General features: G+C 65.1%; 24 protein-coding genes. 10 read left to right on the forward strand and 14 right to left on the reverse strand.

The window, feature by feature from the left end; genetic code table 11:
* Nucleotides 1–189 precede the first annotated feature (189 nt).
* Both ACOIX3_RS25000 and ACOIX3_RS25005 read left to right on the forward strand, forming a co-directional pair.
* Nucleotides 190–807: a tetratricopeptide repeat protein gene (locus tag ACOIX3_RS25000; RefSeq protein WP_420964709.1), complete on the forward strand. Its 618-nt coding sequence runs from the start codon at nt 190–192 to the stop codon at nt 805–807.
* Nucleotides 808–954: 147 nt separating this feature from the next.
* Nucleotides 955–1,377: a cupin domain-containing protein gene (locus tag ACOIX3_RS25005; protein WP_420964710.1), complete on the forward strand. Its 423-nt coding sequence runs from the start codon at nt 955–957 to the stop codon at nt 1,375–1,377.
* Nucleotides 1,378–1,416: 39 nt separating this feature from the next.
* On the opposite strand, the gene ACOIX3_RS25010 is transcribed toward ACOIX3_RS25005, so the two are convergent.
* A complete protein-coding gene (locus ACOIX3_RS25010) occupies nt 1,417–2,586 on the reverse strand; it encodes an acyl-CoA dehydrogenase family protein (protein WP_420964711.1) in 1,170 nt (389 codons plus the stop codon).
* 146 nt (nt 2,587–2,732) lie between these two features.
* Here ACOIX3_RS25010 and ACOIX3_RS25015 point away from each other — a divergent pair, with 146 nt between their 5' ends.
* Both ACOIX3_RS25015 and ACOIX3_RS25020 read left to right on the forward strand, forming a co-directional pair.
* A complete protein-coding gene (locus tag ACOIX3_RS25015) occupies nt 2,733–5,090 on the forward strand; it encodes an Orn/Lys/Arg decarboxylase N-terminal domain-containing protein (protein ID WP_420964712.1) in 2,358 nt (785 codons plus the stop codon).
* A gap of 18 nt (nt 5,091–5,108) precedes the next feature.
* A complete protein-coding gene (locus ACOIX3_RS25020) occupies nt 5,109–5,669 on the forward strand; it encodes a GNAT family N-acetyltransferase (protein WP_420964713.1) in 561 nt (186 codons plus the stop codon).
* Between the two features lie 201 nt (nt 5,670–5,870).
* Here ACOIX3_RS25020 and ACOIX3_RS25025 read toward each other — a convergent pair whose 3' ends face one another.
* Nucleotides 5,871–6,092: a dodecin gene (locus tag ACOIX3_RS25025; protein WP_342728316.1), complete on the reverse strand. Its 222-nt coding sequence runs from the start codon at nt 6,090–6,092 to the stop codon at nt 5,871–5,873.
* Nucleotides 6,093–6,332: 240 nt separating this feature from the next.
* Here ACOIX3_RS25025 and ACOIX3_RS25030 point away from each other — a divergent pair, with 240 nt between their 5' ends.
* Nucleotides 6,333–6,914: an HdeD family acid-resistance protein gene (locus ACOIX3_RS25030; protein WP_212309848.1), complete on the forward strand. Its 582-nt coding sequence runs from the start codon at nt 6,333–6,335 to the stop codon at nt 6,912–6,914.
* Between the two features lie 197 nt (nt 6,915–7,111).
* Complete coding sequence (locus tag ACOIX3_RS25035) at nt 7,112–7,432, forward strand: hypothetical protein (RefSeq protein WP_420964714.1); 321 nt, start codon at nt 7,112–7,114, stop codon at nt 7,430–7,432.
* A gap of 105 nt (nt 7,433–7,537) precedes the next feature.
* On the opposite strand, the gene ACOIX3_RS25040 is transcribed toward ACOIX3_RS25035, so the two are convergent.
* Nucleotides 7,538–7,924, reverse strand: a complete 387-nt coding sequence (locus ACOIX3_RS25040; RefSeq protein WP_420964715.1) for a hypothetical protein — start codon at nt 7,922–7,924, stop codon at nt 7,538–7,540.
* A 143-nt stretch (nt 7,925–8,067) separates the two neighbouring features.
* Nucleotides 8,068–8,808: a hypothetical protein gene (locus tag ACOIX3_RS25045; RefSeq protein ID WP_420964716.1), complete on the reverse strand. Its 741-nt coding sequence runs from the start codon at nt 8,806–8,808 to the stop codon at nt 8,068–8,070.
* Between the two features lie 143 nt (nt 8,809–8,951).
* Here ACOIX3_RS25045 and ACOIX3_RS25050 point away from each other — a divergent pair, with 143 nt between their 5' ends.
* Nucleotides 8,952–9,896 carry an ornithine cyclodeaminase family protein gene (locus ACOIX3_RS25050; protein WP_420964717.1) on the forward strand — a complete coding sequence of 315 codons (945 nt, stop codon included), beginning with the start codon at nt 8,952–8,954 and terminating at the stop codon, nt 9,894–9,896.
* A gap of 99 nt (nt 9,897–9,995) precedes the next feature.
* Here ACOIX3_RS25050 and coaA read toward each other — a convergent pair whose 3' ends face one another.
* The 4 genes from coaA to ACOIX3_RS25070 all read right to left on the reverse strand — a co-directional run bounded on the left by coaA (nt 9,996) and on the right by ACOIX3_RS25070 (nt 14,670).
* Nucleotides 9,996–10,928: a type I pantothenate kinase gene (coaA, locus tag ACOIX3_RS25055; RefSeq protein ID WP_420964718.1), complete on the reverse strand. Its 933-nt coding sequence runs from the start codon at nt 10,926–10,928 to the stop codon at nt 9,996–9,998.
* Between the two features lie 139 nt (nt 10,929–11,067).
* On the reverse strand, nt 11,068–13,326 hold the full coding sequence (locus ACOIX3_RS25060) for a xanthine dehydrogenase family protein molybdopterin-binding subunit (protein ID WP_420964719.1): 2,259 nt from the start codon (nt 13,324–13,326) through the stop codon (nt 11,068–11,070).
* On the reverse strand, nt 13,323–13,805 hold the full coding sequence (locus tag ACOIX3_RS25065; protein ID WP_420964720.1) for a (2Fe-2S)-binding protein: 483 nt from the start codon (nt 13,803–13,805) through the stop codon (nt 13,323–13,325). Before ACOIX3_RS25065 ends, ACOIX3_RS25060 begins: the two co-directional genes overlap by 4 nt.
* A gap of 4 nt (nt 13,806–13,809) precedes the next feature.
* A complete protein-coding gene (locus ACOIX3_RS25070) occupies nt 13,810–14,670 on the reverse strand; it encodes an FAD binding domain-containing protein (RefSeq protein WP_420971789.1) in 861 nt (286 codons plus the stop codon).
* Between the two features lie 353 nt (nt 14,671–15,023).
* Here ACOIX3_RS25070 and ACOIX3_RS25075 point away from each other — a divergent pair, with 353 nt between their 5' ends.
* Nucleotides 15,024–16,634 (forward strand): ABC transporter substrate-binding protein, encoded by a 1,611-nt coding sequence (locus ACOIX3_RS25075; protein ID WP_420964721.1) that lies wholly within the window; start codon nt 15,024–15,026, stop codon nt 16,632–16,634.
* Nucleotides 16,635–17,040: 406 nt separating this feature from the next.
* Here the strand turns inward: ACOIX3_RS25075 and ACOIX3_RS25080 are convergent, their stop codons facing one another.
* Nucleotides 17,041–19,050, reverse strand: coding sequence for an SPFH domain-containing protein (locus tag ACOIX3_RS25080; protein ID WP_420964722.1), 2,010 nt, complete (start codon nt 19,048–19,050; stop codon nt 17,041–17,043).
* Nucleotides 19,051–19,147: 97 nt separating this feature from the next.
* Between ACOIX3_RS25080 and ACOIX3_RS25085 the strand changes: the two genes are divergently transcribed.
* Both ACOIX3_RS25085 and ACOIX3_RS25090 read left to right on the forward strand, forming a co-directional pair.
* Entirely contained in the window at nt 19,148–19,330 is a 183-nt protein-coding gene (locus tag ACOIX3_RS25085; RefSeq protein WP_420964723.1) for a hypothetical protein, read from the forward strand.
* A 232-nt stretch (nt 19,331–19,562) separates the two neighbouring features.
* Nucleotides 19,563–20,783, forward strand: coding sequence for an ABC transporter substrate-binding protein (locus ACOIX3_RS25090; protein WP_420964724.1), 1,221 nt, complete (start codon nt 19,563–19,565; stop codon nt 20,781–20,783).
* Nucleotides 20,784–20,808: 25 nt separating this feature from the next.
* On the opposite strand, the gene ACOIX3_RS25095 is transcribed toward ACOIX3_RS25090, so the two are convergent.
* The 5 genes from ACOIX3_RS25095 to ACOIX3_RS25115 form a co-directional block, all read right to left on the reverse strand.
* Nucleotides 20,809–21,657, reverse strand: coding sequence for an SDR family NAD(P)-dependent oxidoreductase (locus ACOIX3_RS25095; RefSeq protein ID WP_420964725.1), 849 nt, complete (start codon nt 21,655–21,657; stop codon nt 20,809–20,811).
* A gap of 190 nt (nt 21,658–21,847) precedes the next feature.
* Entirely contained in the window at nt 21,848–22,249 is a 402-nt protein-coding gene (locus ACOIX3_RS25100) for a hypothetical protein (protein ID WP_420964726.1), read from the reverse strand.
* A 161-nt stretch (nt 22,250–22,410) separates the two neighbouring features.
* Complete coding sequence (locus tag ACOIX3_RS25105) at nt 22,411–23,550, reverse strand: amidohydrolase/deacetylase family metallohydrolase (protein ID WP_420964727.1); 1,140 nt, start codon at nt 23,548–23,550, stop codon at nt 22,411–22,413.
* A gap of 59 nt (nt 23,551–23,609) precedes the next feature.
* Nucleotides 23,610–25,559: a cyclic nucleotide-binding and patatin-like phospholipase domain-containing protein gene (locus tag ACOIX3_RS25110; protein ID WP_420964728.1), complete on the reverse strand. Its 1,950-nt coding sequence runs from the start codon at nt 25,557–25,559 to the stop codon at nt 23,610–23,612.
* Nucleotides 25,560–25,681: 122 nt separating this feature from the next.
* On the reverse strand, nt 25,682–26,833 hold the full coding sequence (locus ACOIX3_RS25115; RefSeq protein WP_420964729.1) for a zinc-binding dehydrogenase: 1,152 nt from the start codon (nt 26,831–26,833) through the stop codon (nt 25,682–25,684).
* Nucleotides 26,834–26,860: the final 27 nt, after the last annotated feature.

Consider the following 26,860-nt stretch of genomic DNA (forward strand, 5'->3'; position numbering starts at 1 on the left):
ATGTTAGTTTCGGCTCCGCCATTCGATGGTGCGAACAAAACATTCGGCGCACGTGCACGCGCGACGTCCGGAAGCGACAGTGCGATTGCCGCATCGGCAAACAATTTTTCAGAACGAACGGAATGTCTCTCGCGATCGGGAGTTAGTCCTTCAGGTCAACGACTGCCCACATCAAATCGGGAGATGCGCATGATCAAGTCACCGATGAAGCGCGCAATGCTTGCGGCATTTCTGACAGCGCCGATCATCCTGTTCCCACCGCACACCGCCCTCGCCGCCGGCGGAGGTGGTGGTGGCGGCGGAGGAGGACCAGGCGGCGGAGACTTCTACGGGTCGAGCTACAGCACACCTGCGCCGGCGTATCCTCAAGCGAAGGACAGAAAGACCACGCACAGGGTCAAGAAGCCGATCAAGCAATCCGGCTTCGATGATCCGGCATTCCGCGACGGCTATCGCGCGGCCTATGCGACGATCTACGAACGCAACGACTACGCCGCCGCGATCGATCAGTTGCACGCGCTCGGCCGCGACGATCATCCGAACGTCGCGAACCTGATCGGCTACTCCTATCGCAAACTCGGCGACTACAAGCAGTCGCAGGTCTGGTACGAGCGCGCGCTGAAGGCCGATCCCAACCACGTGCTGACGTGGAACTACTACGGCCTGTGGCAGATCGAACAGGGCAACCGCGACCAGGCGCAGTATCATCTGCAGCGGATCGCCGAGATCTGCGGCTCCGACTGCGAGGAGTACCGGACGCTGGCGGCCGCACTGGAGAAGCCGCCGGGTACGAACCTCGTCTACTGAACGCACCGGCGCTGAGCCGGCATGAGCGGAATGCGGGATCACTCGATCCGGCCCGGACATCGCTTCGCGCGTCCGGGGTGCACGCGCCGTTGGCTTCCTTCGGCGCCGTCCGCTATCGTGGGCACCCGAACCATTTGCGAGTCCGTCATGCCCGACCTGATTGATTTCGGTACGTTGCAGCTCAAATTCCTGCAGAGCAAGGAGACCACCGGCGGCAGCGTCGATCTGTTCGAGATGACGCTGCAGCCGAACGCCCGGATGCCGATTCCGCACTATCATGAGAGCTGGGACGAGACGATCTACGGGCTTTCCGGCGTCTCGACCTGGCGGGTCGACGGCAAGGAGATCGACATCGCGCCCGGCGAGTCCGTGTTCATCAAGCGCGGTGTCGTGCACGGCTTCACCAACCGCTCGAACGGTCCGGCGACCTGCCTCTGCCTCCTCAGCCCCGGCGCGCTCGGACCGCAATATTTCAAGGACATGGCGGCCCTGATGGCGGGGGGTGCCCCCGATCCAGCCAGGATGAAAGAGACGATGCTGCGCTACGGCCTGGTGCCGGTCGCCTCCTGACCGCTCGGCGAGCGGGCTTGCACCGCCGGCGGGCCCTGCTCAAAACCGCGTCGTGCCGAGCGGCAGGCCGAGCTTTACGCGGCCAACCAGCCCGTAGCTGATCGGTGTCATCGCGACATGCTTGATCGCGGCCTGGACGTCGCGGATCGAACGTTCGAGCGTGCCGGTCTCGAAGATCGCGGCCGTGCCGGCGGCCGCCGCGATCATCTCGACGACGCGGGCCGCGCTCTCGCCGGCGTTGGCGCAGGCGATCCGGTGCAGCAGCCGCGCTTCGATCAGGCGCTCGCCTCCGGCCTCGCTCGCCGCCATCAGTTCCGTCATGTCCTCGACCAGCAGCGCCCGCGCCGAGCGCAGTGCCGTTTCGGCTCGGCCGACCATCGACTGGACCAGCTCGCCGTCGCGCAGCTGGCCGACGCCACCCAGCCGCGGCTTCTTGCCTGCAAGCGTGATGAAGGCGTCGAGCGCGCCGCGCGCGATCCCGAGCGGCACCACCGAGACCGTCCAGGAAAACGCCGCCAGACCCGGCAGGCGGTACGGGATACCCGGCTGGGTCGGCTTGAAGTCGACCAGCGGATGGGTGTGGCTGAGCGGAACGAAGCAATCCAGCATCTCGAAGTCGCAGCTTCCGGTGGCGCGCACCCCGGACACGAACCAGGTGTCGTGGAGGCGGACGTCGGCGCGATCGACGTAGCAGCAGATCGGCGGGCCATCCTTGCCGTCCGGCCCCTTGACACTCGCCAGCCCCATGAACCTGGTGGCGTGGGGGGCGCCGCTGCCGAACGGCCAGCGTCCGCTGATCCGATAGCCGCCCTCGACCTCGACCGCCGTCCCGATCGCCCCGGTGGCGCTCGCGATGAACGCCAGCGGGTCGGCGAACCAGCCCCGCACCACCTCCTCCGGCAGATAGCCGCCGGCCCGGCTCATGCCGCCGCCATTGCCGACCAGCCAGCCGACCGAGCCGTCGAGCGCGGCGGCGGCCTCGACGATCGTCATGAAGTCGAGCGGTGAGAATTCCGGCCCGCCCAGCGCCTTCGGCAGATACAGCCGAAACATGCCGGCCTCGGCCAGGGCGCGGACGACGGCGTCGGGAAGCCGGCGCTCCCGGTCGAAATCCGCCCGTTGCTCGGCAATCAGCGGGGCAAGCCGCTCGAGCGCGGCCAAATGGCCGGCAACAGTGGGCAAGTCAGGATCTTGGGCAGGCTGGGGCATGACGCCTTCCTTTCCGAAACTGGCAATATCGGGAGTTCAGCGCGGCGACGCGGATTTGGCCATGGCGCCTGGCGTCGCAGAGGGATTGTCATCTCTTTGTCATGAATTGTGCAGACAGGTTCAGCGGACCAGTTTCGGGGACATGCATGGACTATTTCAAACGCTTCAACTTCCTGTTCGCGGCGCCGGTTTTCGAGGCCGACGACCTCGAAGGCATCCGCTTCAACCAGATCATCGCCGAAATCGAGCGCTCCGGCTTCGAGGTGGTCCGCGCCCGCAAGCTGGAAGATGCCGAGATCGCGGTGCAGACCGATGCGGCGATCGGCTGCATGGTGGTCGATTGGGGCAAGAAGGGTCTCGAGGGCAAGACCGCGGCGCTGATCAACCTGATGCGCCGGCGCGGCCTCGACTTCCCGATCCTCCTGCTGATCCGCCGCAAGCGGTTCGAGGACTTGCCGGTCGAGGTGCTCGATTTCATCGACGGCTACGTGTTCCTGTCCGAGGAAACCCCGTCCTTCATCGCCAAGAACCTGATCTCCAGGCTCAAGCAGTATGCCGAGAACCTGAAGACGCCGTTCTTCGGCGCGTTGGTCGACTATGCCGAGGAAGGCAACCAGCTCTGGACCTGCCCGGGCCACAATGGCGGCGTGTTCTACAGCCGCAGCCCGATCGGCCGGGTGTTCGTCGAGCATCTCGGCGAGGCCGTGTTCCGCGACGACCTCGACAATTCCGTGCTCGATCTCGGCGACCTCCTCACCCACGAGGGGCCGGCGCTGCGGGCGCAAAAGGAAGCCGCCAAGATCTTCGGCGCCGAGAAGACCTATTTCGTGCTCAACGGCACCTCGACCTCCAACAAGGTCGCGCTCGGCTCGCTGGTCACCGACGGCGATCTCGTGTTGTTCGACCGCAACAACCACAAGGCCGCCCATCACGGCGCACTCCTGATCGGCGGCGGCATCCCGGTCTATGTGCCGACGGTGCGCAACGCCTGGGGCCTGATCGGCCCGATGCGCTGGGACCTGCTCGACGAGGGGAGCTTGCGCGACCAGATCCGCAAGCACCCGCTGGTCAAGGACGAGAACGCCTGGAAGAAAGAGCGTCCGTTCCGCGTCGCCGTGGTCGAGCAGTGCACCTATGACGGCACCATCCACTCCGCCGAGATGATCCTCAAGCGGATCGGCCATCTCTGCGACTACATCCTGTTCGACGAGGCCTGGGCCGGCTTCATGAAGTTCCACCCGATCTATTCCGGCCGCTTCGCGATGGGGCTCGCCAATCTCGGCCCCGAGGCGCCCGGCATCATCGCCACCCAATCGACCCACAAGCAGCTCGCGAGCTTCTCGCAGGCTTCGCAGATCCACATCCGCGACCGCCATATCAAGGGCCAGAAGCGCCGGGTCGAGCACCGCCGCTTCAACGAAAGCTTCATGCAGCACGCCTCGACCTCGCCGTTCTATCCGATCTTCGCCTCACTCGACGTCGGCGCGCAGATGATGAAGGGCCGCTCCGGCGAAGTGTTGTGGGATGACACGATCCGGCTCGGCATCGAGCTGCGCAAGAAGATCCGCGCGGTGAAGCGCGAGTTCGAGGAAAAGGAGACGCGCGCCGAGCGGCGCTGGTTCTTCGAGCCGTTCGTGCCGGACCGCGTGATGATCCCCGACGTTGCGCGCGAAGGCGGCGTGCACAATGTCGCCTGGGAAACGATCTCGACCGATCAGCTCGCGACCAATCCGTCCTACTGGCAGCTCAGTCCCGGCCAAACCTGGCACGGCTTCCCCGAGCTGACGGAAGGCTTTGCGATGACCGACCCGAACAAGCTCACGCTGCTGACGCCGGGCTTCGATCACGCTACCGGCGCCTATGCCGACCACGGCATCCCCGCGCCGGTCGTGGCGCAATATCTGCGCGAGAACCAGATCGTCGCCGAGAAGAACGACCTCAACTCCCTGCTCTTCCTGCTGACGCCTGGCGTCGAGGCCAGCAAGGCCGGCACGCTGGTGTCCGGACTCGTCGCCTTCAAGAAGCTGCACGACGACAACGCGCTGGTCGAGGACGTCATCCCCGAATTCTTCCGCCGCCGCCCGCAACGCTACACCGGGGTGCGGCTGCGCGACCTCTGCGGCGACATGCACCGCTTCTTCCGCGACGGCGGCGTCAGCACGCTGCAGGCCAAGCAATTCCTGCCCGAACATCTGCCCGAGATCGCGATGTCGCCGCGCCAGGCGGCACAGTATCTGATCCGCAACGACGTCGACTATCTGCCGATCGACCAGATCTTCGGCCGCATCGCCGCGACGCCGTTCGTGGTCTATCCGCCCGGCATCGCCACCATCGTGCCCGGCGAACGGCTGTCGGAACGCAGCAAGCCGATGATCGATTACTTGCGGATGTTCGAGGCGAGCTTCAATGCGTTCCCGGGCTTCGAGGTCGAAGTCCAGGGCATCTACAAGGAGATCGACGACGCGGGCCGCGTCCGCTTCTACACCTATGTCGTGTCCGAATAGCCGAGCGGGCGCAACACAATGGAGAATGATCACAAGATCACCGTCCGATCCTCGCGCGACAGCGACGTCGATGCGATGCTGTCGATCTACCGCTACCACATTCGCCACGGCATCGAGGAGAGCGTCGACGATTCCGGCACGCCGGAGCCCGACGACCTGCGCGACCGCCGCAAGAATCTGCGCAACACGCGCCTGCCGCATCTGGTCGCGCTGTGCGACGGCGAGGTGGTCGGCTACGCCTACGTGGTCCAGTTCCGCAAGCGTCCGGCCTATCGCTACACGGTGAAGCATTCGATCTATATTCACCACGACTTCACCGGCAAGGGCGTCGGCGGCCGGCTGTTGCAGGAACTGGTCGACACCTGCGCGGCGGCCGGCTTCCGCCAGATGATCGGCTACATCGACAGCGACAATGCCGCGTCGCTGGCGCTGCACGACCGCTTCGGCTTTGCCCGCGTCGGCCATCTGCCCGGTGTCGCCTATCGCTACGGCCGCTGGTCCGACACCGTGATGGTGCAGCGCTCGCTCGCCGCCGGCTCGACCGCCCCGCCGCCTCCCGCGCCGCTGTCGCGGCGGTGATGGGGGGCTGCGCCATCCGCCGTCGTCCCTGCGAAAGCAGGGACCCATACTCCGCAGCGGATGTCGTGACCGGGACTCGTCATTCCACCATCGCGCAACAATGGCTAGAGGTGGTTATGGGTCCCTGCTTTCGCAGGGACGACATCGAATATGCTGCCCGGTCTCGGATTCACGTTTCCGCATTCTCGCGGCCGCGCGCCCCTATTCCAGCGTGAACCCGACCCGCAGCGCCACCTGGTAGTGGCGGACCTTGCCGTCTTCGATATGGCCCCGGGTCTGCACCACCTCGAACCATTTCATTTCCCGGATCGTCTTCGACGCGCGGCTGACGGCGTTCTCGATCGCCGCCTCGATGCTCTTGTCCGATGATCCGACCAGTTCGAGGATCTTGTAGACGTGGTCCTTGTCTTGCGTGGTGGGCATGTCGACCTCCTTGGGTGGATGCGCGATCCGGACAATTTGCACTCCGATCCGGACCGTCCGTCGTCCGATGCGGGCTGTCGTCAAACCAACAAATGCTGCGCGGCAACACACCGGACGAATTGAATCAACGCGTCGCGGCGCCTTTGGTGCCAGCATGCATTTCGTGCCAGGGAGGCACCCGCCCTTGTCCGCTCCGTTACCTATGGTAGCATGGTTTGACCTCGTATTCGGGAGCGATCGATGTCCACAGCGTCCAGCTCACCCGCCACACCTCCTCACAGCCTCGGATCCGGGCTTGCCAACCTTCGCGCGAAATGGGGTTGGATCGTTGCCCTTGGCGTGATCTACCTGATCGCAGGCGTGCTCGCCTTCGGCAGCGTGTTCTTTGCGACCGTCGTCAGCGTGCTGTTCGTCGGCGCCATGATGATCGTCGCCGGCGTTGCCGAGATCATCAACGCGTTCCAGTTCAAGACCTGGGGCAAGTTCCTGTTCTGGCTGCTGCTCGGCGCGCTCTATGTCGTCGCGGGCTTCATCACCTTCGAGAACCCGCTGCTCGCAGCTGCGACGCTGACGCTGTTCCTCGGCATCGCGCTGGTGGTCTCCGGCATCGTCCGCATCTTCCTGGCGTTCGGCATGAACTCGGCGGCGCCGTGGGGAATGGTCGCGATCTCCGGGCTGATCACGCTGGTGCTCGGGGTCATGATCCTGGCGCGCTGGCCGGTGTCGAGCCTCTATGTGCTCGGCATCTTCCTCAGCGTCGACCTGATCTGCGCCGGCGTCAGCTGGATCAGCATGGGCATGGCGCTGAAGCAGCGCGCCTGACTTCGCAAGCCGCAGGCGAACCGGCCGGCCCGGCATAAGGCGCGAGCCTTCGCGCCTTCACGTTGTCGTGTCCATATCGCCAAATCGCAGCTTCGCGCTCGAACCCACTTCCATCAGGTCCCGTCCAATTCGACGCGCGGACCATTCCGGTTTCGCCGAACCGAAGGATGGAATTGGCTATGTCGATACGATCAAGATTGTTTTCAGCAACATTATTCACCGTCGCGACGACCACTGCATTCACCGCGGCCGCCGTGCTGGCCACAACCGTCGCCACGACGGCGCTGACGACCACCGCAGCCCATGCATTTCAGCCGCGTGTCGTCCCGCCCTGTAGTTTCTTCCTGTTCACGGAGGGATGCGGGCAGCCTGCCCCACCTGCCGATCCGGGTCGTGCGCGCAACCGCGACATCTCGCCAGCCTACATGAAACAGTCCGATCCGCGCTACAATCAGAGCCTGCTGAACGCAGGCGGAGGTGGTGGTGGCGGAGGGGGTGGCGGTGGTGGCGGCCGCTAGCACGAACGCAGGGCGGGTTAGCCGTCGCGTAACCCGCCACACGTTTCGTGCGTGAAGAGAAAGCGGGTTACGCTTGCGCTAACCCGCGCCTCTCTCTGCGTACCCTCAGGGCTGCACGAGATGCCAGGCGCCGTTGAGGAAGCCGTCGCCGGTGATGTCGCCGGCCTTCTGGTCCTTGGCGAAGGTATAGAGCGGCTTGCCCTTGTAGGCCCACTGCTTCGAGCCGTCGTCACGCACGATGATGGTGTAACCGCCTTCGGCCTTGTCGCTGGCTTCCGCCTTCAGCACCGGCCAGGCGGTCGCACAGGGACCGTTGCAGGCCGATTTGCCTTCGGTGTCCTTGTCGAAGGTATAGAGCGACATGCCCTTGGTGTCGGTCAGGACCGAGCCCTTCGCCGTGGTGCCGGTCTTGGTCGGCGGTGCGGCAAGCGCGGCGGATGCGAGTGCGAACGAAGCGGCAGTAGCGAGCGCGAGTGCGAGCGTTGTCTTCATGATGTCTCCTTTTCGAATGCAATGGCTTGCATGCGTAGGACGCCGGAAGGCGCGCGCTATTCCGGCGTCGGCGCGGAAACAATTTCCGGCCGAGCGACGGGCGTGAGGGGAATAAAGCCGAGAGCGTGTGCCGATACCAGCAGCTACCGCCTGATCTCCTCGGCCGCGCGCACCAGCGGGCGGTCGGAGAGCTGGATCGGGCCGGAGAACGGCGTGCTCATTTCGAGGATCAGATAGATCGCGGCCGCGATCAGCGCCGCGGCGGCGATGTAGGTCGAGACCACCACCGCATTGCGCGGCGCGCGAAAGCCGAGCGTCGCGAACATCAGCGTCAACCACCCGACCAGGATGCAGATCAGCGGTGACGGGAACGAACCGTCGGACTGCTCGACAAAGGTCCAGCGCTGCTGCACCGCCTGGCGATAGACCGAGCGCGCGTCGTTCCACAGCGCGATCTTCTGCTCGTCGTTGAATTTCAGCTCGCGGAGGCTGGTGCCGACCTCGTCGAGCAGATGTTCGGACACCTCGTTCGCGCGCGAGATCGGGGTATCCTTGAGCGCCTGCTCGACATAGGCGAGCAGCCGCTTGCGCGGCTCGTCGGCGCTGGAGCCGAGCGGCCGCAGGCTGCGGTCGAGCAGGATGAGGTCGGTCGCGAAGACGTGCAAATTGCGGTCGACAGCCACATAGGTGTTGGCCGAATTGTTCATCATCAGGCCGAGCAGCAGCGACGGCATGGTGACGAACAGGGTCGCGACCAGGCGTACCGAGGTATTGGTCTCGTCGCTGCGGTGATGCTCCCCGAGCCGGCCATGGACCGCCATGGTCGCAAGCGCGGCACCGCTCAATAGCATGAAGATCAGGATGGCGACGACGACTGCAACCACGGCTTGCGAAGACCTGCGAGAGAATCAGGTGCGCAGGATAGCAAGTGCTGCGCGGCGGCGCATGTCCGGTTGACTGGCCCTCCCCACGCGCTATCAGTCCGGAGCGCTTTTTGGGGCGTCCGGCGCGCCCGAGGAGAGAAACAGTGCATATTGTCGACGACCGCGAGGTCAACCGCGTCCTGACCTTTCCGATCCTGATCGAGGCGATCGAGGCCGCGCACCGGCGGCCGAAGATCGCGGTGCACGACAGCTATCTCGGCGACGACAGGGGCCAGCAGCTGGTGACCCGCAGCGCGGTCGACGCCGGCCGCTTCATGATGACCAAGCTCTACACCAGCTTTCCGGGCAACCTTGCGCACGGCAAGCTGCCGGCCGTGCAGGCGGTCTGCGTGCTGTTCGACGGCAATGACGGGCGGCCGCTGGCGGTGATGGACGCCGCCGAGATCACCCATTGGAAGACCGCCGCGGACTCCGCGCTCGGCGCCAAGCATCTGGCGCGGCCGGACGCCGCGACGCTGCTGGTGGTCGGCGCCGGCGAGATGGCGCGCTGGCTGGTGCGCGGCCACCGCACGGTGCGGCCGTCACTGAAGCGGGTGCGGGTCTGGAACCGGACGGTCGAGCGCGCCGAGGAACTCGCCGCGCTGTTGAAAAGCGACGGCATCGCCGCCGACGTCGTCACCGATCTCGATGCCGCGACGCGCGAGGCCGACATCATCACCACCTGCACCCGCTCGCGCGAGCCGCTGGTCAGGGGCGCGAACTTGCAGCCCGGCACCCATCTCGATCTGGTCGGCGGTTTCACCCCCGACACCCGCGAGGCCGACGACGAGGCGGCGCGGCGCGCGCGCATCTTCGTCGACCGAAGGGAATCCGCCTTCGACGGCGTCGGCGACATCCTGCAGCCGATCGCGAGCGGCGCGATCAAGGAGAGCGACGTGCTCGGCGATCACTACGACCTCGCGACCGGCAGGGTCGCCGGCCGGCAGTCGGCCAGTGACATCACCTTCTTCAAGAACGCCGGCGGCGGGCATCTCGATCTGATGACCTGCGAGACGGTGCTTGCGCAGTTGGGGAAGCAGTTAGGATGACGGCGAAAACGTAGGGCGGGTTAGGCGAAGCCGTAACCCGCCGCGCCGCAGCGCAAGGAAAGACGGTGGATTACGCCTTCGGCTAATCCACCCTACTCCTTACGTCTCCCGCAGCCAGACCTCGCCGATCGAATGGTCGGAGCGCTTGCGCAGCACGACGTCGGCTCGCGTCCGCGTCGGCAGGATGTTCTCCCTGAGATTGGCGCGATGATGCTCGCGCCACAGCCGCTCCGCGACCTCGCGCGCGTCGCCGGGCGGCAGGTCCCGGTAGTGGTGGAAATAGGAGGCAGGGTTCCGGAACGCGGTCGGCTGCAGCCTGAGGAAGCGCTCGACATACCAGGATTGGATGTCGGCCTCATCGGCATCGAGGTAAATCGAGAAGTCGAAGAAATCCGACACCACCACCGGCGCCGTGCCGCGCGCCAGCAGCACGTTGAGGCCCTCGAACACCAGGATGTCCGGCTGCTGGATGACCTGCCGTTCCGACGGCACGATATCGCCGATCAGGTGCGAATAGACCGGCAGCTCGAGCTCACCTTCACCTGCCTTTGCAGCCGCGAGAAACCGCAGCATCCGCGGCAGATCGTAGCTCTCGGGAAAGCCCTTGCGCCGCATCAGGCCGCGCTCTTCCAGAACAGCGTTGGCATGCAGAAAGCCATCGGTCGTCACCAGCTCGACGCGTGGGTGATCCACCCAGCCGGCCAACAGCGCACACAGCACGCGGGCAAAGGTGCTCTTGCCGACGCCGACGCTCCCGGCCAGCGCGACGATGTACGGCGAATGGCGAGCCGGCCGGCCGAGAAACTCCGCCTTGACCTGCATCAGATTGCGCGCCGCCGAGAAATGCAGGTTCAACAGGCGCGTCAACGGCAGATATACGTCGCTGACTTCGGCCGACGTGATCGGCCCGTTCAAGCCGCGAAGCGCCGTGAGATCGGCGTCCGACAGCGTCAGCGACGTGCTCGCGCGCAGTGCGGCCCAATCACTGCGGCCGAAGGTCATGTTGGCGGAGAGTTCGTCGGGGTGGGTCATTCTCCGATCTTGCCGAGGCATGGACTGCCACGTCAATGGCGCAGAAACCGTAGGGCGGGTTAGCGAAGCGTAGCCCGCCGCAGCCCGATACGAGGAAGCAATGGCGGGTTACGGCTTTGCCTAACCCGCCCACCGCTCCCTACTCCGCGGCCTGCTGCGTTGGCGCATCGAGCGCGGCCGAGACCTTCGGCGGCGACATCGGCAGGCTGTAGAACCGCTTGCCGAGCGCGTGGTGGACGGCGTTGGCGACTGCGGCCATCACCGGGACCAGCGGCACTTCGCCGACGCCCTTGACACCCTGCGGATGCTTCGGGTTCGGCACCTCGACCAGCGCGCAGTCGAGCATCGGCAGGTCGGAACAGACCGGCATCCGGTAATCGAGGAAGCCCGGATTATCGACCTTGCCGTCCTTGTTGTAGATGTACTCCTCGTTCAGCGCCCAGCCGATGCCCTGCGCGACGCCGCCTTGCAGCTGGCCCTCAACATAGCTCGGATGCACGGCACGGCCGACATCCTGCACGGCGGTGTAGCGGATCACCCTGACGATCCCGAGATCGACATCGACCTCGACGTCGCAAATGTGCGTGCCGAAGCCGCCCTCGGCGCCTTGGGTATTGAGCTGTACGCTGGCGCCGATCGGGCCGCCCTGCGACGGCGCCTTTTCGGCAAGGTCCGCAAGCGTCAACGGCTCGAACTGGCCGGCGTTTGGACTGACGGGATGCGCGGCGCCGTTCTCCCACTTCACCGCCTCAGGGTCGATCTCCCAGATCTTCGCGGCGCGCTCGCGCAAGGTGGCGATCACCTTGTCGGCCGCCTGCGTCACCACCATCGAGGAGGCGAACAGCACGCGGCTGCCGCCGGTGAGATTGGAGAAGCCGACGGTCTGGGTGTCGCCGATGATCACGGAGATCCGCCTGTAGTCGATGCCGAGCAGCTCGGCGCAGATGTTGGCGATGCCGGCGCGCGAGCCGCCGATGTCGGGGTGCCCCGTGGTGACGACGACATTGCCGTCCTCGGTGATGTTGAGCTGCGCGGAGGATTCACCGCCGGCGTTGAACCAGAAGCCGGAGGCGACGCCCCTGCCCTGATATTTGCCAAGCGGCGCGGCATAATGCGGGTGGTTCTTCGCGGTCTCCAGCGTTTCGATATAGCCGATGCGTGGAAACACCGGGCCGTGCGCGGCCTTGGTGCCTTCCTTGGCCGCGTTCTTCAGCCGCAGCGCCAGCGGATCCATCTTCAGCGCTTCGGCCAATTCGTCGAGCACGCATTCCACCGCATAGGCGCCGATCGGCGCACCAGGCGCGCGATAGGCCGCGACTTTGGAGCGGTTGGAGCAGACGTCAAAGCCTTCCGACAGCACGTGCGGAATGTCGTAGGGCGCGAAGCTGCACCCGACCGCGCCGCGGATCGGCGAGCCCGGGAAAGCGCCGGCCTGCAGATAGAAGCTGCCGTGGGCGGCGACGATGGTGCCGTCCTTCTTGGCGCCGATCTTCACGGTGCTCTTCGAGCCCGAGGTCGGCCCGGTGGCCCGCATCACCTCCTCGCGCGTCATGACCATCTTCACGGGCCGGCCGGACTTCTTGGCGAGCAGGGTCGCGAGCGGTTCAAGATAGACGATGGTCTTGCCGCCGAACCCGCCGCCGATCTCGGCGGGAATCGCGCGGATGTCGCTCTGCGGGATGCCGGTCAGCATCGAGGTCATCGCGCGCACCATGAACTGGCCCTGGCTCGACGACCAGATCGTGGTCTTGCCGTCGGCGGCGACCGAGATCAGGCAGGCATGCGGCTCGATATAGCCCTGGTGCACCGGGCGCGTGGTGAAGGAGCGCTCGATGACGATCTCGGCGTCCTTGAAGCCTTGCGCGATATCGCCCTTCTTGGACTCGATGCGACCCATGATGTTCGAGGGCTTGCCGTCGAATTTGTTGAACTCGTGCAGGATCGGCGCGTCGGGCTTGAGCGCGTCGTCGATCTCGATCGCCCAGGGCAGCACCTCGTAGTCGACCTCGATCAGCTTGCAGGCTTCCGCCGCGATCGCCTCCGTGGTCGCGGCCACGGCGGCGACGGGATGGCCGGGGAACAGCGCCTTGTCGCGCGCCATCACGTTGCGGCACATCCAGCGCATGTCCTGGATGCCGAGCATGACGGCGCCCTTCTCGATCGTGAAGTCGACGATGTCACGCGAGGTGACCACCGCCTTCACACCGGGCAGCGCCTCGGCCTTCGCGGTGTTGATCGACTTGATGCGGGCGTGCGGATGCGGGCTGCGCAGCACCTTGCCCCAGATCATGCCGGGCATGGTGGTGTCGGCGGCGAACGCCGCGCGGCCGGTCACCTTGTCGACGCCATCGGGCCTGATGGTGCGCTGGCCGATCCATTTGTTGTTGACGACGTTCATGGGCGAGCCTCCCGCATTTCGGCGGCGGTCTCCATCACCGCGCGGACGATCTTGTCGTAACCGGTGCACCGGCAGAGATTGCCGGCGAGCCAGAAGCGGACTTCCTCTTCGGTGGGATTTGAGTTCTTCGCGAGCAGCGCCTCGGAGGCCACCAGCATGCCCGAGGTGCAGATGCCGCACTGAAGCGCGGCGTGCTCGAGGAACTTCTGCTGCAAGGGATGCAGTTTCTCGCCCTTCGCCATGCCCTCGATGGTCCGGATCTCGTGGCCCTCGGCCTCGGCCGCGAGCATCAGGCAGGAGCAGATCAGCCGGCCATCGAGCGTGATCGAACAGGCGCCGCAATCGCCGGAGGCGCAGCCCTCCTTGGAGCCGGTCAGCCCCAATTGTCCGCGCAAGGCATCGAGCATGGTCTCATACGGCTCGCACAGGAATTCGACCGGCTCGCCGTTGACGGAGGTGGTGACGTGCAGTTTCGGCATGGTGCTAGTGTCCTCCGGCGCGCTGGGCGGCGATCGCGGCGGTGCGCTTGAGCAGCACGCCGGCGGTTTTTGTCCTGTAGGCGATCGTGCCGCGCTTGTCGTCGATCGGACGGCAAGCGGCGCGGCATGCCGCAGCGGCGGCCTCGAGCGCGGCGTCGTCGAGCTTCGAGCCGATCAGCGCTTGCGCGGCCGGCGCGACCAGCAGCACGGTCGGCGCCACCGCGCCGAGGCCGACGCGGGCCGCGGTGCAGACGCCATCCTTCAGGGTCAGGCTGACGCCGATGCCGACCACCGCGATGTCCATCTCGGTGCGCGGGATCATGCGCAAGTAAGCGTCACCCGAGCCTTTGGGCCGCGGCGGCAAGGTGAAGCCGACCAGGATCTCGCCCGGCTTGAGGTTGGTGCGGCCCGGTCCGGCCGGCACGTCCTCGACTTTCATCTCGCGGCGGCCATTCGGACCCTGCACGGTGACAACGGCGCCCGCCGCGATCATCGCCGGTATGCTGTCGCCGGCCGGCGAGCCGTTGCAGAGATTGCCGCCGGCGGAGGCCCGGCCCTGCACCTGCTTGGAGCCGATCAGGTTCACGGCTTCGAGCACGCCGGGCCATATCTTGCCGAAGCGCGGGTGGTCCGCGAGCTCCATGCCGGAGACGGCGGCGCCGACGCGGAAACCGCCGTCGGCGGCCTCAGAGATCTCGGTCATCTCGCCGATCTTCTTGATGTCGACGATCAATCCCGGCCGCACCAGGCCGGAGCGCATTTGCACCAATAAGTCGGTGCCCCCTGCCATAATGCGGGCGGCACTCCCGGCGGCAGCAAATGCGCCGACCGCTTCATCAAGCGTGCGCGGTGCTACGTATCGGATATCGGTCATGACGGTTCTTCTGGTCTCCCTCGGCTGCTTGTTCCCTCAGGGATGTGCGGGATATGGCCTTATTGCTGGCCGGCAGACCGCAAGCCTACACGGCGGATCGCCGTCCGAACAGCCTGCGAGGTGCGGCAGGAAGCGCAGGCTCCTATGCAGGATGCGCGCTTGCGCGGTGCCGCGCGCTGCGGCCGCGGGTCATCAAACGTTCACGTCACGGGTCGATGCGAACCCACCGCCGAAATTCCGAGATTGGCGGCATGGCCCTTGCTTGCTTTGCGTCACGGATTGGTGAAGCATGCAGGTCGCTGCGGCCTGCGTGCCGGCGCAACGACAAAATCGGGGGACGGCGAATGGTCGAAGTTTCGCGCAGAACGCTCCTCAAGCTCGCGGCCAGCGTGCCGCCGGCGATCGCGGCCCCGGCTATCCTTTCATCAAGAGCCATCGCCGCCGGCAAGGGCAAGACCATATCGGCGGTGATGCATTCGGACCTGCGCATCATCGATCCCGGTTTCACCACCGCCTACATCACCCGCGACCATGGCTACATGGTCTACGACACGCTGCTCGGCATCGATTCAAGCTTCAAGGTCCGGCCGCAGATGGCGGACTGGACGATCTCGGACGACAAGCTCACCTACACCTTCACGCTGCGCGACGGCTTGAAATGGCATGACGGCGCGGCTGTCACGGCGGAGGACTGCATCGCCTCGCTGAAGCGCTGGACCGTCGTCGACGGCATGGCGCAGAAGCTGGCCGAGTTCACCGCCTCCCTCGAGGCCGGCGGGCCGAAGACGATCGTGCTCAAGCTCAAGGAGCCGTACGGCCTGGTGCTGGAGTCGCTGGCGAAGCCCTCCTCCTATGTCGCCTTCATGATGCCGAAGCGGCTCGCGGAGACGCCGCCGGGCAAGCAGATCGCCGAGCAGATCGGCTGCGGGCCGTTCAAGTTCGTCCAGGCCGAATTCCAGCCGGGCGTGAAGGCGGTCTATGAGCGCAACGCCGACTACGTGCCGCGCAAGGAAAAGCCGGATTGGCTGTCGGGCGGCAAGGTCGCGAAGGTCGATCGCGTCGAATGGATCACGATGCCCGACGCGCAGACCGCGATCAACGCGCTGCAATCCGGCGACATCGATTTCCTGGAACAGCCCTCGATCGACCTGGTGCCGGTGCTCGAAGCCAATTCCGATCTCACCGTGGCCGTGCTGAACAAGTTCGGCTTCCAGATCGAGGGCCGGATGAACTTCCTGCACCCGCCGTTCGACAATCCCAAGATCCGCCGCGCGGCATTTCTGGCGATGAACCAGAAGGACGTGCTCGACGCCACCGTCGGCAACGCAAAGTATTACGAGATCTGCGGCTCCTATTTCGCCTGCGACACGCCGCTCGCCAGCGACGCCGGCGCGGAGACGCTGATCAAGGGCAACGGCATGGCCGAGGCGAAGAAGGCGCTGGCCGCCTCGGGCTATGACGGCACGCCGGTCGTGATCATGATCCCCGGCGACGTGCAGACGCTGAAGGGGCCGCCGACCGTCGCAGCGCAGCTGCTGCGCGCGGCCGGCTTCAACGTCGACGCGCAGGTGACCGACTGGCAGACCGTGGTGAGCCGCCGCGCCAGCCAGAAGCTGCCCAAGGAAGGCGGCTGGAACCTGTTCTTCACTTTCACCGGCGCGACCGAGGTGATGAACCCGATCGTCAACAACCAGATCGCCGCGAACGGCAAGCGGGCCTGGTTCGGCTGGCCCGAGGACGCCAAGCTCGAGCAGATGCGCGACGCCTACGCGCGCGCCACCTCCCCGGAGGACCAGAAGAAGCTCGCGGTGGAGATCCAGAAGCAAGCCTACGAGCAGGTGATCTATGTCCCGCTCGGCCAGTTCCGCCTGCCGAGCGCCTGGCGCAAGTCGCTCACCGGTGTGCTGGACGGCCCGGCGCCGCCGGTGTTCTGGAACGTCGACAAGACGGAATAGGATCGGTGGCGCTTCTGCGCGCTGCCAAAATATCGAAAACAACCCCATGCAAAGGAGCCGAGGGCCGCCGGCGTTCGACGGGGCAACTTGACACGTCGGGCAAATCAGGCATATATTTCGAATATTCCGAAATCGTGCATGCAGCCCCTCGCCCGCAATGGCGGGGCTATCGCATATCGGCTCGATCTCCCACGAATGCGTCATGCCTGGCCTTGTGCCGGGCATCCACGTCTTGGTTTCCGCGCGAGAGAGACGTGGATGGCCGGGACAAGCCCGGCCATGACGACTGGGGAAACGGCAATGCCAAGCTTCTCGCTGCCATATACGAGTGCCCTCCCCCGCAAGCGGGAGAGGGAGCACAGCATCTTTGCGGCCGCTCGCTCGACCGCATCGCACGATCGTCACCTCACTGACCGTTGGTGCGGCGCGCGGCCTTCGGTGCCTCGTCCTTCAGCTTCTCCAATGCGCCGGGCATCATCTGCCCGAACATCGAGCTCAGCATCGCAGTCGGGATCAGGCCCGCGCTGTTGCCCTCCTGCCCCTGCCCGCCCGACATCAGGAATTGCGGCACCAGCGGCTGGCTGATCCGCGTCAGCGCATCGGCGAACTTCGCGAAGTTCTGCTCGGCAAGCCGGTATTCCGGGCCGCCATAGGCATCGACCGACAGCTTGGTCGCCTGCGCGTTGGCGGTACCGACCGCGAGCACCCGGTCGGCCTCGCCCTGGCCTTCGAGCCGCGACTGCTCGCCGACCGCGGCTGCGGTCACCTTCCTCGTCTCGGCATCCTTCTGCGCGCGGGCCAGCGCAGCCGCGCCCTCGTTCTCGTTGACCTTGACCTGGATCAGCGACTGCGTCAGCGCCGACTGCGCCGCCGCCGTCGCCTTGGCTTCATTGAGCGCGCGCTCCTGCACCGCGGCCTTCTCCTGCTCTTGATAGGTCTCGATCTGCTCGCGCGCGATCTGGCGCGAGCGGAGCTGGATCAGGATGTTCTCGATAGTGTGGTCACCGGGGGCCGCGCGCGGCGTGCCGATCAACACCTCCTGAAGGTCGAGCGAATAGCTCTCGAACCTCGCCTTCATGTCGTGCGCCGCTTCCGCCTGGATCGCGGCGCGGTTCTGCAGCAGCTCGATCAGTGTCATCTTCTGCGCGATGTTCTTGAAGAACGCGCTGACCATCGGGTCGAGCGTCTGCTCGACCAGCTTCTTCACGTCGCCGAAGCGCTGGATGATCATCGGCGCCTTCTTGTAGTCGATATGCATCACCACCGAGAGCGGCAGCGTCGGCTCGAACGCGTCCTTGGTGATCAGCGAGATCTCCGACAGGTTCTCGTCGAGCTTCATCGAACCGACCTCGCCGCGCATCCATTTCAGGATGAAGTTGACGGTCGGGATCACCTCGATCTTGCCGGCATAGGTGTTGAAGGCGTACTTGCCCGGCAACAGCGGGTCCTTCCAGACGCCGCGGCTGCCGTTGAGCACCAGTTCGCCATGGCGATACTGCTCGCCCGAGACGTCGTCGGTGCGCGGGCCGGTGTAGAAGATGACGACGCCGACATTGCCGACCGGGATCACCGTCTTCGGCACCGCCTCGACGGTCGCGAACAGGCGGTTGATGTACCAGGTGCCTTCGACGATGACCTGGAGCTGGCGGCCGCGATAGCCGCCGGCGCGCAGGAATTTCTCGGGCTCCTGGAAATTGTTGTGAAAGGTCGCAGCATCGCGCAGCTCGATGCCGACTTCGGGCGCGATGATCTCGCCCGGAGGCAGCGACGGGCCGTCATGCACCGTGACGACGCCGACCAAATCGTGATCGGCCGCCAGCACGACCGGCGCAAAGCCCCAGCGCTCGGTGATGGTGAGTTGCATGCTCTCCAGCACGCCGCGTTCCCGCTCGCTGAGCGCATGACCGTAGACGCGCTCGTCGGTGATGACGGCGAACTGCGTGGTGTTGATCGCATAGGTGCCTTCGCGCAGGATCTTACGCTGCGGCCCCTTCTGGCCGCCGCCGAGCAGGAAGCGGCGTGCGTCCTGGAAGTCCGACTTGTCTTCGGTATCGTTCGCGCCGAGCACTTGCGACGGCTCCAGCGCTGCACCGTCGCGCGCGAACACATAGGCGATCTTGCCCTGGCCGACGGTCACGAGGTCCGAGCGGTGGATGCGGTACATGAAGGGAAACATCACGTGCAAGCCGCCGCGCAGCACCTCCGGCTCGTAGCCGGCCTCACCGTTCAGTGCGATGAAGCCGCCGTCGACCGAGCCCTTGATCGCCCACAGCTTCTCGACGATGCCGACCTGATTGTTCGGAATGTAGCGAAATACGTTCGATATGCGCAGCAGGATCACACATGCGACCGCTGCAGCGATCCAAATGGCAGGCTGAGTTAAACCTGAACCATTAAGAAAACCGAGGAAGTCCATAGCCCATCTCCACAATTCGCAACTGGGCGGTTTGGGAGCCAAACCTCACCCAAGAATTGCGGTGCGGACATGTGGTGCGGCCTTGGCGGCGCAAGGCGTGAACATTATTCGCGCTGCCGATCTTTTTTTTGATGAGGGGATGAACCGCCGAACGCCTCGCGCGACATCGATTGGCGCGAACGATTTGCTGCGATTGCACATCATTCGCAGCAGCGCGCTTGACGCGGCGTTGGCGCGCAAGAGGCGCGAAGTCCCGGCCGGGGAGCTCACGCCTTCATAGCAATGTGGCTCGCTGATCAGCCGGGAATATGTCGACGCCGCTTCGGGCAAAACGCCCGACACATCGCGAGACCGCATGCGCGCGCTAATGCTATGGAGTCTGTTTGCTGAACCGGCGTCGCGAGAAACCGGCATGGAAGCACGCGGATTCTACCATGAGGGAATGCTTGCGTTGCAGCAGGCCGGCGCGCGCGACGTCCCGTCGACGACATCGGCAGCCGTGGAGCCGCGTGATGCGTAAGAGCTGGTACAGACCAGCAGCTGGAGCCGCAATCATCAGCCTCAGTCTGTTTGCTGCAGCCGACCTGCTCGCCGCAGACCGCAAATACGATCCCGGCGCCAGCGATAGCGAAATCAGGATCGGACAGACGATGCCCTATAGCGGCCCGGTGTCGGCTTTCTCCGTCATCGGCAAGGTGCAGGCCGCCTACTTCCGGATGATCAACGACGGCGGCGGCATCAACGGCCGCCGGATCAACCTGATCTCCTATGACGATGCCGCAACACCGGCCAAGACGGTCGAGCAGGTTCGCAAACTCGTCGAGCGCGACGAGGTCCTGTTCACGTTCCAGGGCGTCGGTAACGCCTCAAACATGGCGGTGCAGAAATATCTCAACGACCGCCGTATCCCGCAGCTGTTCGCGGGTGGGCGCGCCACGCGGTTCGAGGATCCGGTCAGCTTTCCCTGGACCATGGGGTTCGCGCCGAACCTGCGGACCGAGATCCGCGTCTATGTACGGTTCATCCTCGACAATTACCCGAACGCCAGGATCGGCCTGCTCTACCAGAACGACGAGAGCGGAAAGGAATATCTCGCGGGGCTGAAGGACGCGCTCGGCGCGCAGGCGCCGGCCATGCTGGCATCCGAAGCCCCTTATGATGCGACGGACCCGACCATCGATACGCAGGTGGTCCGGCTCAAGGCCGCAGCGGTCGATGTGCTGATCGACATGGCTGCACCGAAATTCGCCGCCCAGGCCATCCGCAAGACGGCCGAGCTCGGCTGGCAGCCGCTGCATTTGCTCGGCGTCGGCTCGTCCTCGATCGACGCGGTGCTGGTGCCGGCGGGAGTAGAGAATGCCAAAGGGCTGATCTCGGCAAGCTCGTTCAAGGAGGCCGCCGACCCGACCTGGGCCGACGATGCGGGCATGAAGCGATGGCGCGCGTTCATGGACTCGTATTATGCGGACGGCGACAGGAAGAGCCTCTTCACGGTCTACGGCTATAGCGCAGCCGAGCTGCTGGTGCGCGTGCTGCAACAATGCGGCGACGATGTCTCGCGCGACAACATCATGCGTCAGGCCGCCAGTCTGAAGGACGTCAAGCTCGACCTGCTGCTGCCGGGCCTTGCCATCAACACCAGCCGCACCGACTATCGCGTGATCAAGCAGTTCCGGATGATGCGCTTCACCGGCGAACGATGGGAACCGTTCGGGCCAATCGTCGCCGACTAGAGGCTCCACCGGTCATCTCGGATGCTCAACGTTTCGGGTTGCGCCCGCGGATGTGGTCAAAGCCTTGCTTGATTGCGGCGAAGCGCGCTTCGACCATCGGCTCAAATTCGAGGTCGGTGAAAATATATGGCCAGTCGTTTTCGATGCCCTCGCGGACGAGTTCACCGACATAGTTGGGTTCTATGCCCTGAGAGATGCGTGCCCGGACCATATTGATCTGCTCGGCACGTGGGCCCGAAGTCGGCAAGGTGCGGACCGCCCCCTCGAAGCGCTTGGGGAGATTGCGCCTTGAGTCCACGATTTGAGTGCGAATGAACCCTGGACACAGCACCGATACGCCAATCCCGCGGGGCGCGAGTTCATGCCGCAGGCCCTCGGAGAGCGCGACGACGCCATACTTGGAAACGTTGTATGCATTGCTCTCCCCTGAAATAAGGCCGGCGATCGAGGCTGTGGAGACGATATGTCCACCCTCGCCATGCTCCTCGATCAACGGGCCGAAAATCTCGATCCCCCAAATGGTCGCCATCAGGTTGACGCCCATGGTCCAATCCCATGACGCGTCGGTCCAGGCGCCATAGGGCCCACCGCCGCCGACGCCCGCGTTGTTGACGAGGATATGCACCTTGCCGTAGCGGGCCGTCGTGGCTTCGGCGGCCGCCGCGAGTTCGGCCTTGAGCGAGACGTCCGCTTTCACGCCTTCGACATCGACGTTGGTGAGCCTCAGTTGCTCGAGCGCCGCGGACAGAGCCGCTTCTTCGATATCGCAAAGCATGACTTTCGCTCCCGCCTGGGCGAGAGCGGTCGCGATCCCCAATCCGATGCCCGACGCTGCACCGGTGACGAACGCAGTCTTTCCAGCGAGTTCCTTCACGCGCATTCCCCCCGCGCAAGCGGACACCCTCGCCCGAAGACGCCAAGTGTCACCGGACGCTATATGACCGCACTTTCAAACGATTGGGAAGTGTGCGGGATGTCCGCTCCTGGTCCAAAGCGGACATCGTATCGGTCGGAGCCGACGTCGGCATTTGACCCATAGCGGACATAAAGGTCGATCTGTCCAATTATGCCGGTTCGACCGTTGCGCGACGTACGATGATCCGTTCACCCTCTTCAAGAAACTTGAGTTCGTCGTTGTATTCGCTATGGACCGGCCAGATGTCCACCGTCCGGCCCTTTACCTCCCGCTCGCAAACGAGAACGCTCCCTTCTTTCAAACCTGTGAGTAGGTCGAGGTAGTCGAGTTCAATGTAGTTACCGCGAGCATCGGCGAACATAAGATTATCGTGCACATGCCACGGCATGCCAAGAAAACCGATCAGGCAGTCTTCCTCGCGCTCGGCGTTCTGAAAACACAGAATTGCGTCACGGCCAAGATCGACCTCTACACGATGGTCGTTATGCAGTCGCACTATCATTCCGATTTCTCGGCATAGCTGGCTAACCAGAGCGAAGTCGTAGCGCATGGCAGGCACCAATCAGCGAGTTGATACGTTCATTGAGGAGGCGCCATCGCAGCAATTCCAGCCTACGATGTCGCCAATTGGCCCTTAGCCAACATCGATTCAGACCACCATCGAAGTCGGCTTTGGGGGAGAAGCCGATGCGGATTTCTTGAGAGCACGCTCTATCTCGGATGCCACCAGCGGCCGCCGATCACAACGCCTTCGGAGACGATCTTGCGATCGCCGGTCAGGTGTTCGCCGACCACGTCGACATAATCGAACTGCCCGTCCCTGATCGAGAGCAGCGTGGCGTCGCCGACGCTGCCGGGCTTGAGGCTGCCGAGCTCCGGCCGCCGCAGCGCCATCGCGGCATTGACGGTGGATGCGGCGATCACGTCCGGCAGCGACATCCCCATGCAGAGGAATTTCGACATCGTCGTCACCTGGTCGAACGCAGGACCGTCGATGCAGAGCTGATGGATGTCGGAGGAGATGGTGTCGGGATAGAAGCCGTTGGCGAGCATCGCGCGCGCGGTCTTGAAGGCGAAGGAGCCCTTGCCGTGGCCGATGTCGAACAGCACGCCGCGCTCGCGCGCCTCCAGCACCACCTTCTTCACCGTGCCCTGCGCGGTCGCGGGCGTGTTGGGGAACGGACGGAACGCATGGGTCAGCACATCGCCCGGGCGCAGGCGCGCGAGCACCTCCTCATAGCTCGGCGGCGGGTGATCGATATGCGCCATCAAGGGCATGCCGACCTCCTCTGCAACCTCGAGCGCGATCTCGAGCGGCACCAGCCCCGAAGTGCCCGAGGCGTGCAGGCCGACCCGCACCTTGATGCCGACGATGAGGTCGCGGTTCTCGTCCGCCACGCGCGCCGCCTCGACCGGATTCATCAGCCGCAACTCCTCGCTCTCGCCGACCATCACACGGTCCGAGAAGCCGAAGATGCCGGCATGCGAGACATGCAGATAGGCGAGGATGCGAACCTGGCTCGGCTCGATCACGTGCTTGCGGAAGCCGGCGAAATTGCCGGGACCGGCGCTGCCGGTGTCGACCGACGTGGTGACGCCGGAGTTGCGGCAAAATTCCTCCGCGTCGATGCCGAGCGAGGTGCCGCCCCAATAGACATGGGTGTGCAGGTCGATGATCCCCGGCGAGACGATCAGCCCGGAAACGTCGCGGACCTCAGTTGCGGGATCGGCCTTCAGCTCCCGGCCGACCGCCGCAACCTTGCCGCCGGCAAAGGCGACATCCGTCACCGCGTCGAGCTTTTGCGACGGGTCGACCACCCGTCCGCCGCGCAGAATCAAATCGAAAGGCATCGTCATCTCCGGATTTTCGGCCGGCACGATGATCGAGTTCGGCGCCGCCTGCAAGACGTTCAGCCGACGACGCGGGCCTGATGGGACATGGGTGCGGTCACCGTCGTCGTCTGATCCGCGCTGTTGTTCGCGGCCAACTCCGCACCCGCGTCCGTCCCCTTGGCCGACGCGACGATCGCTGCAACGGCCGGATGATGCGCTGCCTCCGAGGCTGCAATGGTCTCCTGGGCCCAGCGGTACGAGGATTCGAAGATTTCCTGGTGGCGATCGAAATCGGTCACGTCGATGCCATCCGGCGTCGGCGGGCGCATCACGAAGTCGAGCGGCGTCGTCGGCAGCGTATCGTAGCGCTGATGCGCGACGAGGCTTCGCCACAACACGTTGACGGCGCTCGGCGCTGATGGAAGCGCCTTCCGCCGGAATGGCGTCAGCAGCGACGCGAGCAGCTCGAACCTTCCCGGCAGCGCGGCATAGTCGACGTCGAACATCTCGGTCGCCGGCTCGCCGAAATGCACCACCAGATTCGGCCCGCTCTTCAGCTGGTGCATTTGCGCGAGTGGAACGTTGTCGACGAGGCATCCGTCGACCAGCATCAGGCCATCGCGGGTGTAGAACGGCGGCAGCAGGCCGGGGATGGCGCTCGATGCCCGCACCGCCTGCCAGAGCAGGCCGGTCCTGATCAATTCGAGATTGTGCGTCGACAGATTGGTCGCGACCGCCGCGAACGGCCGCCAGCAATCCTCGATCCGGCAATTGTGGCCGTACTGATCGGCGAGCGCCCGATCGAAGGCCTTGTGGTCAAGCAGCGCGTAGCGCGGCCAGGTCGGGCGGCGGAAGCTGCGGCTGGAGACGAAGATCTCATGGGTGCCGCGCTCGAGATGCTCGGCGTCGTAATTCTTGGCAAAGCCCGCCGCCATCGCCGAACCGACACTAGTGCCGACAAAGATGTCGAACATCGTGCCGCGCTCGCGAAACGCCTTGTAGACGCCGACATGCGCCGTGCCGAGGCTGCCGCCGCCGCCGGCGACAAACCCGACGGCGCGACCGCACAGGAAGCGCACCAGGCTCTCGATATCGATCTGGTCCTCGAGCGCGACATGGTGATGCATGAAGCAAGGCAGCCGCGCCAGCCAGGCCGCGGTGCCGCTGACCTCGTGTTGCCTGATATCGTGAACACGAACCAGGCGCCGCGCCGACGCCGGATGCACCCCGCACGCGAAGCTCTCGATCTCGGTGAGAACCGGCGGCGGAGCATCACCGCGGCAGGCGAGCACGACGAGGTCGGCCTGGCGAATGGTCTTTCGCGCCCATTCGGATGCTTCCGCACCACCGAAATAAGCCACCAGCGGCGCGTCGTACTCGATCCGGTTGAGCCAGTCGGCGACCTCGGATGAGTCCAGCGCGCGGCCGGGAAACATCGCCTGCACGCGCGCGAGATCGACGATCTCGGCGCCTGCTGCGGCAAGCCCTTCGCGCAACCTCCGTTCAAAGGCAGCCGGCACCGGCTCCCGTCCGCCCGCAATCAGCGCGACGGTGCGCGCCTTTGGTGACGCCCGGACGGGCAACAGGCGCGCGGTCTGGATGGCAAAGCGCTGCGCAAGCGCGGCAAGCAGCGCCTCGACGATGCCGGGCGCTTCCTGGACCAGCCTCGCATAGGCTGCGCGCGTCAACACCAGCACGCTGGAATCGCGGATCGCGATCACGTTGGCCGTGCGCGGTATGTTGGCGAAGAAGCCGATCTCGCCGACCAGCTCACCGGCGCGAAGCTCCGCAATCGGCTCGGGATGATCGGTCCGGTACACGGCGAGCGCGCCGTGCAGCACCAGGAACAATGAATCCGAGGCGCCGCCCTGCTCGACCAGCAGCTCGCCGCGCACCAGGTCGCGCCGGGTCATTGCGCCAAAGGCGATCAGCCGCTGCTCCGCGCTGAGCGTTCGGAACAGCGGAAAGTCCTCGGACAGGTTTCCCCACGCAAACGTTGCGCTCGGCGGCACACGGTTCGATTGCATGCGCGGATGTTAGCGCCGGGCCGCCGTCCCGGCGAGCGATATCAGGCCGCCCCCGGCGGCGCCCCGGCCGGCATTCCTTGGGAGCACTGCAACAGGAATAGCGACGCTCCCATTGGCCTGCATCATCCGACCAGCTCCGGCCACGGCACGATGGTCGACTTCACCGTCTTCATCGCCATCGCGTCCGCCACCGCGCGCGCGACGCCGTCCTCGGTGAACGGATAGATCGTCTGCATGTCGAGCCACGGATATTTGTTGCGCGTGCGGTACAGCATGTCGACGCCGAGCGGCAGGTCGTTGCCGGTAAAGCCCCAGGAGCCGAGCACGTTGAGGTCCTTGGTGCAGATGCGGTGCCACGACGTATTGATCGAGCCGGCGTCGGTGAACTGCCCCATCTCGACATAGGTGCCGCCGTCGCGCAGCATCTCGATGCCTTCGGGGCCGGCGCTCGGATGGCCCGAGCAATCCATCACGAGGTCGGCACCGAAGCCGCCGACGATATCGCGCACCGCCTTGATGCGCTGCTCCGGCGTCTTGAGCTGCTCGATATCGACGGTCGCCTCGGCGCCGAACTTGCGCGCCAGCGCCAGCCGCGGCAGCTCCGGCGCGCCGACGCAGATCACGCGCCCCGCTCCCATCTCCTGCGCGGCCGCGACCGCGAGGATGCCGATCGGCCCGGAGCCCTGGATCACCACGGTGTCGCCCCAGCTGAAGCCGCCGGCGCGGGTGGCGCGGTTGAAGGCGCGAATGCAGGAGGTCAACGGCTCCGACAGCGCGCCGAGCCGCAGCGACATGTCGTCGGGCAATTTGTAGATCTTGGTGCCGGGCAGCATGTCGAGATCGACATAGACATATTCGGCCCAGCCGCCCCACATGTGCGGCGCCTTGTCGAAGCCGAGATAGCGGCCGTAATACACCGGCGTCAGGCACTTGTTGGCGCTCTCGGGATAATGGATGCAGTAATAGCAGCGGCCGCAGGGCATCAAGGGCGGGATCATCACCTTCGATCCCACCTGCAGCGGCTTGCTCATGAAGTCTTCGGTGAACGCCTCGCCGCATTCGACGATCACGCCGCCGAGCTCATGGCCGAGCGTGAACGGCCATGGCAGCGGCTTCGGCCAATGTCCCTTCAGGATGTGCAGGTCGGTTCCGCAAACCCCGCAGGCGCCGACCTTGATCAAGGCCGCCTTTTTGCCGACATCCGGCCATGGCACGGTCCGGATTACAGGCTTGGCTCCAGGTCCGTCATGCGTGCATACGCGGATCTGCTGCATCGGTTCGCTCTCCCTGTCCTTGTCATT

The organism is Bradyrhizobium sp. B120, assembly GCF_049075665.1.
In the GTDB taxonomy this organism is placed as follows: Bacteria; Pseudomonadota; Alphaproteobacteria; order Rhizobiales; family Xanthobacteraceae; genus Bradyrhizobium.